The organism is Pseudoalteromonas sp. Scap06 (genome assembly GCF_013394165.1).
Classification (GTDB): domain Bacteria; phylum Pseudomonadota; class Gammaproteobacteria; order Enterobacterales; family Alteromonadaceae; genus Pseudoalteromonas.
Genome location: NZ_CP041331.1, coordinates 495,360 through 509,599 on the forward strand (window position 1 = coordinate 495,360; position 14,240 = coordinate 509,599).

A 14,240-nucleotide genomic window follows, 5' to 3' on the forward strand; every position below is an offset into this window, starting at 1 on the left:
TACCCAAGAGGTTTCAAGGAGAATGTCGATGCTAATACAATTAAACCCTACAGGGGTATTAGACTTATTGTCGCAGCTAGAAGTAGACTTACTCGAGCAATCATCAACCAGCGAACGCTACAGACTATTTAGAAACTGTGTATTGGCCGTGCTTAATGTAGGCAGCCACACCGATGTAAGCAATGATATTTACGATAAACATAAAGATTTTGATATACGCTTGGTCAGCCGTGAACGCGGTATAAAAATTGAATTAGAAAATCCTCCGCAAACAGCCTTTGTTGATGGCCACATAGTAACTGGTATACATGAGCACATATTTTCGGTTATTCGCGATATTTTGTTTATTTGCCAAAAGTATGAAAAAGACCTGCAGGAAACAAAAGCCATTACTCACATGGTTTTTGACATGCTAAGAAATGCCGACGCACTTAAAGTAAATAGCGAACCTAACATGATTGTATGTTGGGGTGGCCATTCGATTAACGAAGTCGAATATAAATACACTAAACAAGTTGGCTATGAACTGGGGTTACGTGGGTTAAATATTTGTACCGGCTGTGGGCCTGGTGCAATGAAAGGCCCAATGAAAGGCGCAACCATTGGCCATGCAAAGCAACGTATTACCAATAATCGTTATTTAGGTTTAACTGAGCCAAGCATTATAGCGGCAGAGCCACCCAATCCGATTGTAAATGAACTGGTTATTTTACCCGATATTGAAAAACGTCTTGAGGCATTTATTCGTACCGCACATGCCATTATAATTTTTCCAGGTGGCGCAGGTACAGCCGAAGAGTTGCTATATTTATTAGGTATTTTGTTACACCCCGAAAACGAAAAGCAATGTTTACCGGTTATTTTAACTGGCCCTAAACACAGCAAAGCTTACTTTGAAGAGCTTTGTAAGTTTATTCAAATGACTTTAGGCGATGCCGCACTGAGTAAATTTGAAGTGATTATTGATGATCCTCAATTAGTTAGCCAAAAGCTTAAATCGGCTATGAGCGGAGTTCGCGAATATCGTAAAAGCCAAGGCGATGCTTATTACTTTAATTGGACGTTGAAAATAGAAAATGATTTTCAGCAGCCTTTTTACCCAACTCATGAAGCCATGGCGTCACTTGATTTACATCTTGATCAGCCCAAACAACAGCTTGCAGCTAATTTACGCCGTGCGTTTTCGGGAATTGTTGCAGGTAATGTGAAAGAAGAAGGCTTAAATGTAATTAACGAGCATGGCCCCTATGTACTAAGTGGTGAGCCTGATTTAATGAAAGCAATGGACAAACTTTTACAAGCGTTTGTAGAACAAGGTAGAATGAAACTTCCCGGAAGTAAGTATATCCCTTGTTATACAATAAAAGCGTGAGTTTATAATTGAATCCCCATTTACTCCTTATTGATGCGCTTAATTTAATTAGGCGCATTTATGCTGTTGATGCAAACCAAAGCCATCATAGCGACGAACACATGTTAAAAGCATGCTGTGCCCGAGTTGCACATGCATGCAAAAAGCTTTTAACAACCACCAATGCAACCCATGCAATAGCCGTTTTTGATGGTGACAAAAGCTGGCGTTACCACTTTTATAAAGACTACAAACATTCGCGTGCTCCTATGCCAGAGACTCTAAAAAGCGCGTTACCTCATTTTAAAGCGGCCATTGAAGAAACCGGTATTGTGGTATTTGAACCGACTAACGATGAAGCCGACGATATTATTGCGACTTTAGCGCATAAAGCCGCTAATAATCAGATAAACAACACCATTGTCTCTACGGATAAAGGATTTTTACCTCATTTGAATGAGCATATTGAAGTATACGATTACTTTAAAAAGCAGCACCTGAATAAAGAACATATTGAAGAGCGCTTTGCTGTCGCTCAACATAAACTCATCGACTTTTGGGCACTCGCAGGCGATAAAACCAATGACATTCCGGGTGTGAAAGGTATTGGTGTTAAATCTGCGCAGCAATTGGTTAATCAATATAGCTCTATTGAAGAAGCGTTAAAGGATGAATCGTTAAACGCGCGGTTACAAAAAAAGCTGAATGAAGATATGGATATGTTTATTATTTCTAAGCAGTTGGTGAGTTTGCGTACAGATATCCATTTAGGCTTTAGTTTAAAGCAGTTAAGGCTTAATTAGTCGCAAGTTAATAGCACTGCACTTTAGCAGTACGTATACTAGTAATAGGTGTTTTGATCTGGGTTGGCAATGTTTAAAAAGTTTTTTAGGTATTTAATATTAGGATTAGGTTTATATGCACTAATAGCCACGACGGTTATTATGTTTTATAAAGACGATCCACAAGCTATGATTTGGCAAGATAGAGAAGCTTTTAATAAACGCTATATAGAGAAATTGCGCTTGGAAGATACCTTTACGCTAAATAATGTGCTTGAATACTTAGGTAGTCCAGATTTAACCTATGCTAAACGTGATGGCGAGCAAGTATGGCAAGTAATTTTTTATCGCACCCAACATAAAACCTCTGACGGCATCACCACCATGGATGAATGTACTGGGTTGCTATTTAAAAATGGCCAACTAATAATGTGGGGCCCAAGTGCTTATGAAAAATACCTTGAGCATAATGACGGGAAAACTTAATGGAAGCTCCACTGTCGGGTAAACTAAAAAAACTACTCGAAAGCACACAATTGCTTTTAAGCTCCCATAACAACAAAAGTCAGTGGCATACCTTTTACCCTCTTGTGTGTAAACTATCAGAGCAATACGCAGCGTTATACAAACAAAACCCAGCGGCCTTACAAACTCAGTTAAATCTATATAAAACACAATATAGTTACGCAACCAATTTAGTCGTTAATCAGTGTGTATTAACCTGTGCTTTGTGTAGTAGCCAAAACTACGACAACGATTTAACCGAGCTTTATATTAGTGCTTCACTGGTTGAGCACCTTTGTGTTGCTAAGCAATTAAATAAGCTAGCTCAACAGCAAGCGTTTAACGAAGCCGATAAAAAAATATGGTCGTTACGCCATAAGCTTGCTGCCAAAGTACTATTAACGGCTAAGCAACCTGCACATAAAATTGCCCATATTTTGGCTAAACTCAGCAAATACAAACATGCATTATTAGATACACCTAAAATTATGCTTTACGATGGTGCTAGTGTGGTGGTTGCTTTAGCGAATATACTAGCGCTTAACGTTACTTGTAATACAAAGCAACAGCACATAAATTTTTATAAAGCGGTCGCTGATTTATATATAAGAACCCCTAACTCATTTGCACAAGCGTTATTAAAAGCGTTAGTCGCTCATATAGGACAATATATACCAGGCAGCCAAGTTGTTTATGCCGACCAAGCTATGGTTTATTTAGCCACTGATACACAAGGCCGACACATTATAGTTAATAACGCCAATACTAAAATGGCATGGTATCGTATTAAAGCGTCCTTAGTGGATGACTCAAAAGCATGGGAATGCAACGATAATCGCTTATTTTTTAAAGTATGGGACAGTGAACATCTTAATATCCCGCATAATAATCACTCTGCACAAACGCCTTTGTATCAGTTAGTAAAACAAATAAAAACGCAAAAAGAATACAGTTTTAAAGCTTTAAACACCTTACTTACTCCCTACCCTGATGTTGTAAGGTCAGTATGCTTAGCAGTAAAGCACTACAATAAAGAGCGATTAGCCGCTAAAGATTTAAGGCACAGCTTATCTATGGTGGGTTACGATAAAGCACCCGCTATTATTCAAGGGGTCGTGTTTGAACAATTAGTAAATAGCATTGCTCATCCTCTACATGCTTTTTTATACACCCGTATTAGCTGTTTAGTAAATATATTAGAGCTATTAGTTAAATATAATCCTAGCGTTCAAAGTGAGCGTATTAGCTTAAGCTTATATGCCTATTTATATTATGTACTGATACATTACAGCCCTGATGTTTCAAGAAAAATCACCATAGATCAAACACCGAATAAAGCTCTTGATACACCGTTTAGTACATTTTTTGGTATAAACAACATAGATGGTTCTCATTTAAACAGTGAGCTTAATGAATTACTTAGTGGCGACCCATGGGCATCGGCTTTATTAAAAGCTGAGCAACTCCCTAAAAAGCAGCTTGATGATGCTAGTCAATTATGGGCAGCATTGAAAGTTGTGGCGCAGCGTATATTAAAACCCAACCAGCCATTAACAGCGTGGCAACAACAAACATTGAATCAACAACTTCGTCGCCATGGCTGGCAAACTGAGGAAGATTTTAATCAATCACTGCTGCGCTTAGGGTTACATAATAGTATTTAGCTGACTTATTATCACTATAATTTAAAGTTATACCCTGTATTCATACTATAAACTGGCAAAATGAGTGATATATTGGTATAAATGCCGGCTTAAATTTAGCACCCCTGTCATATAAGTAGTCTAAACTCTGAAAGTGTTTATTATTTATATGTGTATCCAAATCTTTAAAGGAAAAGTTCATGGCCAAACAAACCATAACAGTGATCAAAGGCGACGGCATCGGCCCAAGCATTATCGACTCAGCACTTGAAATACTAAAAGCCGCAGGATGCGATTTTGATTATGAATTTGTTGACGCTGGCCTAGCTGCGCTTGAAAAAACAGGCGAGTTGCTTCCACAAGAAACAATTGACACAATTGCTAAAAATAAAATTACCTTAAAAGGTCCACTAACCACGCCTGTGGGCGAAGGTTTTACATCAATCAACGTAACACTTCGTAAGCAATTTGGTTTATACGCTAATGTACGCCCGGTTAAATCGTTTGCCGGTACTAAAGCACGTTACGACGATATTGATATCATCACTATTCGTGAAAACACACAAGGCATGTATTCAGGTGCAGGCCAAGTTGTATCAGAAGATGGGACTGAAGCTGAAGCAAAATCAGTGATCACTCGCGAAGGCGCAGAAAAAATTGTTACATTCGCATACGAACTTGCTGTGCGTGAAGGCCGTAAAAAAGTGACCGCTGTACATAAAGCAAATATTTTAAAATCAACCTCTGGGTTATTCTTAAAAGTAGCGCGTGAAGTAGCTGAGCGTTACCCAGAAATTGAATCAACTGAAATGATTGTTGATGCAACATGTATGAAGCTTGTAATGACCCCTGAAGAGTTTGACGTTGTCGTTACAACTAACTTATTCGGCGATATCTTATCTGACTTATGTGCGGGCTTAGTTGGCGGTTTAGGCATGGCGCCTGGTGCAAACATTGGCGAAGATGCTGCTATTTTTGAAGCTGTTCACGGTAGTGCGCCGGATATTGCTGGTAAAAACCTTGCGAACCCAACGTCAGTAATTTTAGCCTCTATTCAAATGCTAGAGCATTTAAACATGGGCGATACAGCTGAGCGTATTCGTAGTGCTGTTGCTGATGTAATTAAATCAGGCGACCGTACTACTCGTGATCTAGGCGGCAGCCACGGCACTACTGATTTCACACAATCAGTAATTGACCGTCTGTAATTAATACTGTTAGATTAATAAGCCAGCATTAGCTGGCTTTTTTTATGTCTAAGAAATACCGTATTTATGCGTTTTTAACCACCTTCCTCAAGCCCAGCCACAACATAAAACTGCATAATATCTGCTAATAAGTAAGAAAAACTCACTAAAAATAGACGAATAGATTAAAATGAATTAAAAAATGAAATTTTAATCTAAAAATGCAGTTTTTGGTTGACATAAGTACTCAAAAGCCTTAAAAATAACCACATACAAAAATTGTAATTTAAACAGTATTTTATTTTAAGAGCAAAACATCATGAATACACAATTTCGCCTTTTAGTCTTACTCGTACTGGTCTTAGTGATAAGCCCAGCGGGGATGTATTAAAAGGTGAAAAATGCTTTTTAAAACCCTCGCACTACGCGAGGGTTTTTTTTTGCATATAATCAACAGAGGAATGAGGATGAGTAGACAAGAATATAATGGCTCTGAATTGGTTGTTAAGTCATTAAAAGAGCTAAAGGTAAAGTATATATTTGGTTACCCCGGTGGCTCAGTATTAGATTTATACGACGCACTTTTTCAGCAAGATGATATTGAGCACATTTTAGTACGCCATGAACAAGCGGCTACACACATGGCCGATGGCTACGCAAGAGCAACCGGTGAAGTGGGTGTTGTACTTGCTACATCCGGACCTGGTGCAACAAACTGTGTAACAGGCATAGCAACTGCGTATATGGATTCAATTCCTATGGTGGTATTATCAGGTCAAGTGCCAACAAATCTTATTGGCGATGACGCGTTTCAAGAAACCGATATTGTTGGTTGCTCTCGCCCTATTGTAAAGCATAGCTTTAATTGTAGAAGCGCGAGTGAAATTCCTAATATACTTGCCAAAGCTTTTTATATTGCCAGCACAGGACGCCCTGGTCCTGTTGTAGTAGAGCTTCCTAAAGACATGCTTAACCCAGAACTAACTTTTGCTTACAACTTTCCAGCGGCAACTGAGCTCAGAACCTATAATCCAAATACAAAGGGTCATTCTAAACAAATTCGAAAAGCTGTTACTGCTATTTTAGAAGCGAAGAAACTGGTTATCTACTCGGGTGGCGGTATTGTGCTTTCAAACACCTCAGAGCAACTAACTCATTTAGTCGAGTCACTTAACGCCCCTATTACCAACACGCTTATGGGACTAGGTGGCATATCGGGCATTCACCCTAACTTTATTGGTATGTTAGGTATGCACGGTACATTAGAAGCAAATAAAGCCATGGCCAATGCCGATGTTATTTTGGCGCTTGGCGCACGATTCGATGATCGGGTTACTAATAACGTTCAAAAATTCTGTCCTAATGCCACTATTGTACATGTAGATGTTGATCCAACCTCTATTTCTAAAACTATTAAATCTCATATTCCTGTTGTTGGCTGTTTGGCGACGGTACTTGAGCAATTACAAACTGCCATAGATAACAGTCCAATTAAAATTGATCGCAGTGCACAAGAAGATTGGTGGCGACAAGTGATCAGCTGGCGTGAACAAAAATGCCTTAGTTACAATAATGATGGTGACAAAATTAAACCTCAAGCAGTTATCGAGGCAATATATGAAGCCACTAACGGAGATGCTTATGTTAGCTCTGATGTTGGCCAACACCAAATGTTTGCGGCGCAGTATTACCCATTTAAACACCCTCGTCAGTGGATCAATTCAGGTGGCCTAGGGACTATGGGTTTTGGATTACCTGCGGCAATGGGCGTTAAACTGGCTTTTCCTGAAAAAGAGTCTTTATGTGTAACTGGCGACGGCTCTATTCAAATGAACATCCAAGAGCTATCAACCTGTTTACAGTATAACTTAGCAGTAAAGGTGATCTCCTTAAATAACCGCTCACTGGGTATGGTCAGACAATGGCAAGACATGATTTATGGTGGCAGACACTCTTCATCGTATATGGAGTCTTTACCTGATTTTGTAAAGCTTGTTGAAAGCTATGGCCATGTAGGGATCAGGGTAAACACCCTTGATGAATTACAACCTGCGATAGACAAAGCAATGTCGATCACTGATAGATTAGTATTTTTAGATATTTTAGTAGACGAAAAAGAACATGTTTACCCGATGCAAATTAAGCATGGTGGCATAGACGAGATGTGGTTAAGAAAAGGAGTGAAAGCATAATGCGTCGTATATTATCTATATTATTAGAGAATGAACCCGGTGCGTTATCACGTATAGTGGGGCTTTTTTCTCAACGAGCATACAATATTGATAGCTTAACGGTGGGCACTACAGATGATGAGTCTCTTTCTCGTATTACGGTAACCACTAAAGGCGATGACAGAATTGTTGAGCAAATAACGAAGCAAGTAAACAAACTGGTCGATGTACTTAAAGTTATTGATTTAACTGAAATGAGTCACATAGAGCGCGAACTTCTGTTAGTAAAAGTCTTTGCCAAAGATGAAGCGACTCGTGCGGCAGTTACCCGCGTTGTTGATGTATTTCAGGGGGCTATTTTAGATATGGGCCGCCAAAGTTACAGCCTTCAATTAGTAAGCAGCACCGATAAAATAGAATCGTTTTTGGATACCTTACGCCACGAAACCGACATTATAGAAGTAGTTCGCTCAGGTGCGGTCGGCATTGGGCGGGGAGATAAAGCACTTAAAGCTAAATAAGCGTTAAATTTAGTACAAAAAAAGGGCTAAATAGCCCTTTTTTTATTCATAAATCCCAAATTATAGATTTACTTGGTCTTTAAGACCTTTACCTGGTTTAAAGCTTGGAATAGTCGCTGCTGAAATTTGGATTTCTGCACCCGTTTGTGGGTTACGACCCGTGCGTGCAGCACGTTCTTTAACTGAAAAAGTACCAAAACCAACTAATGCAACAGAGTTGCCTTCTTTTAATGAAGAAGTTACAGCGCCTGTGAATGCGTCAAGTGCACGTGTAGCGGCTGCTTTAGAGATTTCTGCGTCAGTAGAGATTTTTTCAACTAGTTGAGCTTTGTTCATTATTAGATTCCTATTCGTTATTATTTTGCCTTCGCAAATCCTATCTTTATGCATTTTCGAAGAGTTAGCAACAGCAAATTACGTTTTTTATCTAAAATACTAAAAAATTAGTAAAAATAAATAAATTAGCTGTAAAATACAGAGAGTTGGGTTAACAAAAGCTTAATTTAGGCACACTATTAGTGCAGTTTTGCACTTTAATGGCTCACTGTACCTTTTCTATCACTAATGTTACTTCGCCGACTTCAACACCAAACTTGACGATAGAAGTGCGATTTATTAAACGCGTACTTGTTACTAGGTACATCCAATCGTCAAAGTTTACTTCCAATGTGCTGCCATCGTAAGGGATCTCGACATTGTAATTCCAGTGAAACACACTGCCGTCACTCTCACCGGTAGCTATTCCTAAAACATCAGAGGCTGTTCCTGTTAATGTGTTATCGTCGTTTAAGGTAATTTTCCAGATGCGTTTTTGTGTCTCACCATCATCGTAAATAAAGTCTTCTTCAATAGTGCCCTGATTACCGTTCCAAGTAGCCTTTAAGTCAACAACAAGCTTGCGGGTTAATTCACCTTTAAAGTCTTGTACAACGCCATAGGCTTTTAAATCGCCACTGAAAAAAGCCTTAAAATCGAAATTTGGCTCAGAACCCTTATAATGTTCAACACTTGGGGCTGAACAGCTGACAATAAAAAAACTAACTGCCAATACCATGGCGACTTTAACGCGTTTTAGGTTAATCATATTAAATCCCTAGTAGTTGATTTCTAATTGTTGGTTCTGACGTGTTTTCACTTAACCAGATAGCTAAGAAATCCTCAGCAAATGTGGCATCGTTAATACGACCTATTTGGTTCTCATTGTGAAAAAAAGTACTGTACCCTTGCTGATCAGTCAGTAGAGTTAACGATTCACCTTTTTTAATATTTGGCCATATGGATAGTAACTTATCTGCATAGCGCTCTGAAAGTTGGGGTTTACCTAAGTGCTGCCACTGTTCATTAGTCGCTTTCACAATGTCTTTAGCGTCAAAGTCACGCAAATAAGTTAAGGTAAATTTAACAGGAGCTTGCTTTGCTGTGTAAGTGCCAGAAGGTGTGTAAAGCGTTGCATCATAAACATCCCAAAACAGGTATTCCATGCGTGCTTCACCCACCTTGTTAAACTGAGTATCGGCATTAGCTACAGGGCTAAATAAAACATAAACCATGAGTAAATTTAGAAGCGTTTTCATCCTTATCTCCAAGCAGTATTGTGTTATTGCTTAACAAACGCACCAATTTTACCGTTTATAAATAAAATAAGGGTAAACGTTGCAGCCCATAAAGCACCGTAAAGTGGCCAAAATTGCCACAGTGGCATTCCTAACTCTAGTACCTCAAATCGTGAGCCGGCCCAATAACTGCCTGGCGCGAATAACAAACACACACAAAATGCTTGCCACAGTTTAAGCTTAGTTAGAAACGACATTGAAGTGTTAATACACAGCACTAGTGCAATCCATAAAAACACCAGCCAAAATGGGAACGGTTGAACTTTAAATTCAAATAACCCTAGCTGAACCGCAATAAATTCACACAATAGAGCCAATGGCAGGGCTTTTAAAACCAGTAAAGCGTCTTGTTTTTTTTGTGCTGATAAGTAAAACATCAACGCTATGACTACAGCAGAAAAAACTAATGAGCCCTGTTCAAGTAGCAGGCACATAAACCACACCACTTGAAACAGCACAAAATTAATAAGCGAGTGCAATCTCATCATTACTACTCGTGAAGCGGGGTTTGCGTGCCATTAAATGCACGGTACTAGTTGCTCGGGTTCTGAATGCCCCCTCACAATAGGCAAGGTAAAATAGCCATAAGCGATAGAAACGGTCATCAAACTTATTACTATCAAGCTTTGGCCAGCTGGCAATAAAACGCTCACGCCAATCTGCAAGAGTGCGGGCATAGTGAGCACCAATATCATTGATAGTGTGTATATTCATATCGGTGTTATTTTTAATTTGTTCACTCATTTCATTAAGCGAAGGCAAACACCCACCAGGGAAGATATACTGTTGTATAAAGTCTGAATTTTTTAAGTAATGTTGATAACGCTGATCGCTAATCGTAATTGCTTGAATAAGCATAGCACCGTTATCCTTCAATAACTCACCGCACTTAGTGAAGAAGCTGGGTAAGTATTCATGCCCAACGGCTTCTATCATCTCAATTGAGACTAACTTATCGTATTTGCCAGCCAATAAGCGATAGTCTTGCTTGAGCAATGTGATTTTGCTTTCAAGCCCAAGCTCTTTAACCTTGTTAGCAACATAGTCGTGTTGTTCGTCAGAAATAGTTGTGGTCGTTACATGACAGTCGTAATGAGTTGCAGCATAAATTGCAAACGCCCCCCACCCTGTACCAATTTCAATAACCGTATCACCTTTTTGAAGCTCAACCTGTTCGCATATACGTTGTAGTTTGTATTGCTGGGCTTGCTCTAAGGTAGCATCTTTAGTTGGATATACTGCACTCGAATAAAGCATTTCTTTGCTTAAAAAAGACTCGTATAAATCATTTCCTAAGTCATAGTGAGCAACAATATTCTTTTTTGAACCGGCGTGTGAGTTTTTGTTTTTTATGTGATTTATACGGTGAGCGATATTGCTAAAAAACGCGAATTTCTTTTCAAATGCATCTAATTGATCTTGGTTAATCGCAAAAATTTCGATTAGGCGAGTTAAATTGTCACATTGCCACTGCCCTAAAATGTAAGACTCGCCCGCCCCCACACTTCCAGAAAGAGCAAACGCTTTGTACATGGCATTATCGTTAACGGTTACCGTTACTTTTAGCTCTGAAGACACATCCCCAAATACAGACTGTTGATTGTTCTCAACTAGCACTATCTGACCCGTTTCAATTGACGAGAACGCTTTAAACACTAACTTTTTATAAAAATTAGTAAACCAACTAGTGCGTTCCTGAACGCGTAAGCTCGATACCTTTTCCATATACTTACCTATATTATTGTTATTACTTGTAAAACAACATAAATTAAATTTTAAAGTTTGCCTGAGTGACCTAAAAATGGGACTTTTTTAACAAACAACTTAAATGCCTGATAGTAAATACCTCTGAAAATAGACCATGTCATCGCAGGAAAGCGCTTCAACAGCTTGCTCATTTGTTTATTGCACAAGGGTTGGCGCTGTAACCTTAATGAAGCATCAAAAAGTAGTTCTTCATCGCGCTTATTTTCTATACGTATCAGTATATTGTCTTTCTTTTGTCGCACAGTCCAATGATAGTTCATATCCAAATTCATAAAAGGTGATACGGAAAATACTTTCTTAAAGTTCACTTTTTTTTGTAATGGAACCAAGTAGTAATGTCGCTCATTCCATGGAGTATTACTCACCTCAGCCACCATGTAACTAAATTCATTATCTTGATGACCAAAAAAATAAAAGTTAACTGGACTAAAATAAATGCCCAAACAGCGTAATTGTCCTAGCAGGTATACATGACTAAATTTTTCATCTACGCCCAGCTGGGATAGCTGCGCATGAGCACGCTCTATAATGGGCTGATGTTGACTATCGGGTAACCCCTTTAAATAATCAGATTGCTCAAACTTTAATGCTTTAAAACCTGAAGTCCCAAGCTGCTTATGGACGCCATTGAGCGAGTCAGTATTATTTAAATCAACCCACAGCATATAAAGTGGGTAATTAAACGCATGGTGTTTTACAGCAAAACGGCGATGCTTTACATCGCCTAAATACACTGCATTAGTCAAACTCTACTCCAAGTTGTTTTGCAACATCGACGGCACTGCGCACACCATCCTCATGAAAGCCGTTATACCAATAAGCCCCACAAAAATAAGTATTGTTTTGACCGTCAACCGTATTTTTCAGCTGTTGAGCAGCAATAGATTGTTGATTGAACACAGGATGGTGATAAGTAAACTCACGTAAAATCTTGCTTTGATTGATCCCTTCTAAGTGATTTAAAGTGACACAAAACTGGGTATCAGACTCTATCCCTTGCAGTATATTCATTTGATAAGTAACAACAGCGGCTTTGTCGGTATTATTATTTAGTAAATAATTCCAGCTCGCCCACGCTGCTTTCCTATCTGGTAATAATGATACATCAGTATGCAGTACCACCGAGTTTTCAGTGTATGGGATAGCGCCCAACACCTTATTTTCTTGCTCGCAGGCATCACCGAGTAACGCTAACGCTTGATCTGAGTGACACGCAAAAATAACTTTATCAAACAGGGCTTGCTGACCATCAGCAAATGTAATGGTGGCTCCCTGCTCGTCTCTGGTTACCGATTTAATGTCAGTGTTTAACTGTATTTTATCAGCAAAACCAGCAATCAACGGTTTAATGTATTCACGAGAGCCACCCGGAATAACATACCATTGCGGCCTATTGGTAATGTCTAATAAACCATGGTTAAAAAAGAATTTTACAAAAAACTCTACGCCCACGTCTTCCATTTCTTTAATGCTTGTCGACCAAATAGCCGCACCCATTGGCAAAATGTAGTGGTATTTAAAGAAGTCATTAAAGCGATGTTGTTGAAGCAACTCACCAAGTGATTGCTCAGTGTATTGGCCTTTTTCATACAAAGCCTTGCACAGTTTATTAAAGCGCACGATATCGTACAATAGACGCCAAAACTTAGGTCTCACTATGTTTCTGCGCTGAGCAAACAAACTAGTGAATGTATGCCCATTGTACTCAAAACCTGTGGCTTCATTATGAACGCTAAAGCTCATTTGGGTCGGTTTACGTTTTACACCAATACGTTCAAGCAGCTTTTCAAAGTAAGGGTATGTTCTATCGTTAAATACGATAAAACCGGTATCAACTGCGTAGTTAATACCGCTGTGATTTACATCAACCGTGGCAGTATGGCCACCAATATAATCGTTCTTTTCAAATAGTGTGACATCATAATGCTTGTGCAATAGGTGTCCGCAAGTTAAACCTGATACACCAGTCCCAATTATTGCTATTTTTTTCAACGGGTTAATCCTTTTGCAATTTTAAGCCAAAGCGAAAGTGGCAATATTCGCAGTGCTTTTAATATAAGTGTGAAACGATACGGAAAATGGACTTCTTTACGACGTTTTTTTACGCCTTTGATTATATAGTCAGCCGCTTTTTCAGCACTAACAGCCATAGGCATAGGGAAATCATTTTTGTCTGTAAGCGGTGTTTTTACAAAACCAGGATGGACTAGTGTTACATCAACGTCGTTTAAATCAACCGCAAGGGTTTTAGCTAAATAGCTTACACCCGCTTTTGATGCGCCATACGCTTCTGAACGCGGTAATGGTAAATAAGTAACACTCGAACTAACCATCACTAATTGGCCGCCTGATGTTATTTTGGGTAAAAGTGCTTCTAAGCAATACCCCATAGAAAGTAAGTTAACATTAATAACACGCTCAAAGAGGGCGCTATCAAAATTGCGTGCATCATCAACATACTCGCAATTACCGGCGTTAAGAATAACGCGGTCAAATTGCGGGTAGCCGAGAGTGGCAGCTTTTATATCTTGCAAGTTGGTTGCATCAAACTGGCAGGTTTCTATGTTGTTATGCTTGGCAAGTTCAGCGAGCTTTTGCGTATTTCGTCCACACGCAATGACTGTGTCACCTTGCTCTGCATACTTTATCGCGAGTTGTTCACCTATGCCTGATGTTGCACCTGTAATAAGCGTAATCATAA

General features: G+C 39.1%; 15 protein-coding genes. 7 read left to right on the top strand and 8 right to left on the bottom strand.

The features are described from left to right. Nucleotides 1-28: 28 nt before the first annotated feature. The 7 genes from ppnN (at nt 29) to ilvN (ending at nt 8,159) form a co-directional block, all read left to right on the top strand. Nucleotides 29-1,372, top strand: coding sequence for a nucleotide 5'-monophosphate nucleosidase PpnN (gene ppnN, locus FLM47_RS17660; RefSeq protein WP_178957152.1), 1,344 nt, complete (start codon nt 29-31; stop codon nt 1,370-1,372). Between the two features lie 8 nt (nt 1,373-1,380). Continuing rightward, on the top strand, nt 1,381-2,154 hold the full coding sequence (gene xni, locus FLM47_RS17665) for a flap endonuclease Xni (protein WP_138607984.1): 774 nt from the start codon (nt 1,381-1,383) through the stop codon (nt 2,152-2,154). 69 nt (nt 2,155-2,223) lie between these two features. Further along, nucleotides 2,224-2,619: a DUF3192 domain-containing protein gene (locus tag FLM47_RS17670; protein WP_138607982.1), complete on the top strand. Its 396-nt coding sequence runs from the start codon at nt 2,224-2,226 to the stop codon at nt 2,617-2,619. Further along, the gene (locus FLM47_RS17675; RefSeq protein WP_178957153.1) at nt 2,619-4,301 is read left to right on the top strand and encodes a hypothetical protein; all 1,683 of its coding nucleotides are present in this window, start codon (nt 2,619-2,621) and stop codon (nt 4,299-4,301) included. The genes FLM47_RS17670 and FLM47_RS17675 overlap by 1 nt, the downstream gene beginning before the upstream one ends. 179 nt (nt 4,302-4,480) lie before the next feature. After that, nucleotides 4,481-5,488: an isocitrate dehydrogenase gene (locus FLM47_RS17680; RefSeq protein ID WP_138607979.1), complete on the top strand. Its 1,008-nt coding sequence runs from the start codon at nt 4,481-4,483 to the stop codon at nt 5,486-5,488. A 446-nt stretch (nt 5,489-5,934) separates the two neighbouring features. Continuing rightward, nucleotides 5,935-7,659 carry an acetolactate synthase 3 large subunit gene (locus FLM47_RS17685; RefSeq protein ID WP_178957154.1) on the top strand — a complete coding sequence of 575 codons (1,725 nt, stop codon included), beginning with the start codon at nt 5,935-5,937 and terminating at the stop codon, nt 7,657-7,659. After that, complete coding sequence (gene ilvN, locus FLM47_RS17690) at nt 7,659-8,159, top strand: acetolactate synthase small subunit (RefSeq protein WP_076921825.1); 501 nt, start codon at nt 7,659-7,661, stop codon at nt 8,157-8,159. Before FLM47_RS17685 ends, ilvN begins: the two co-directional genes overlap by 1 nt. A gap of 60 nt (nt 8,160-8,219) precedes the next feature. On the opposite strand, the gene FLM47_RS17695 is transcribed toward ilvN, so the two are convergent. The 8 genes from FLM47_RS17695 to FLM47_RS17730 form a co-directional block, all read right to left on the bottom strand. Further along, complete coding sequence (locus tag FLM47_RS17695; RefSeq protein ID WP_008112559.1) at nt 8,220-8,495, bottom strand: HU family DNA-binding protein; 276 nt, start codon at nt 8,493-8,495, stop codon at nt 8,220-8,222. A gap of 205 nt (nt 8,496-8,700) precedes the next feature. Then, on the bottom strand, nt 8,701-9,243 hold the full coding sequence (locus FLM47_RS17700; RefSeq protein WP_178957155.1) for a DUF3833 domain-containing protein: 543 nt from the start codon (nt 9,241-9,243) through the stop codon (nt 8,701-8,703). Between the two features lies 1 nt (nt 9,244). Beyond that, the gene (locus tag FLM47_RS17705; protein WP_178957156.1) at nt 9,245-9,733 is read right to left on the bottom strand and encodes a chalcone isomerase family protein; all 489 of its coding nucleotides are present in this window, start codon (nt 9,731-9,733) and stop codon (nt 9,245-9,247) included. Between the two features lie 23 nt (nt 9,734-9,756). Then, nucleotides 9,757-10,257 carry a DUF2878 domain-containing protein gene (locus FLM47_RS17710; protein ID WP_178957444.1) on the bottom strand — a complete coding sequence of 167 codons (501 nt, stop codon included), beginning with the start codon at nt 10,255-10,257 and terminating at the stop codon, nt 9,757-9,759. After that, on the bottom strand, nt 10,235-11,497 hold the full coding sequence (locus FLM47_RS17715) for a cyclopropane-fatty-acyl-phospholipid synthase family protein (RefSeq protein ID WP_178957157.1): 1,263 nt from the start codon (nt 11,495-11,497) through the stop codon (nt 10,235-10,237). Before FLM47_RS17715 ends, FLM47_RS17710 begins: the two co-directional genes overlap by 23 nt. A gap of 50 nt (nt 11,498-11,547) precedes the next feature. Beyond that, on the bottom strand, nt 11,548-12,285 hold the full coding sequence (locus tag FLM47_RS17720) for a DUF1365 domain-containing protein (protein WP_178957158.1): 738 nt from the start codon (nt 12,283-12,285) through the stop codon (nt 11,548-11,550). After that, a complete protein-coding gene (locus FLM47_RS17725; protein WP_178957159.1) occupies nt 12,278-13,531 on the bottom strand; it encodes an NAD(P)/FAD-dependent oxidoreductase in 1,254 nt (417 codons plus the stop codon). Before FLM47_RS17725 ends, FLM47_RS17720 begins: the two co-directional genes overlap by 8 nt. After that, nucleotides 13,528-14,238: an SDR family NAD(P)-dependent oxidoreductase gene (locus FLM47_RS17730; RefSeq protein ID WP_075170210.1), complete on the bottom strand. Its 711-nt coding sequence runs from the start codon at nt 14,236-14,238 to the stop codon at nt 13,528-13,530. The genes FLM47_RS17725 and FLM47_RS17730 overlap by 4 nt, the downstream gene beginning before the upstream one ends. Nucleotides 14,239-14,240 lie beyond the last annotated feature (2 nt).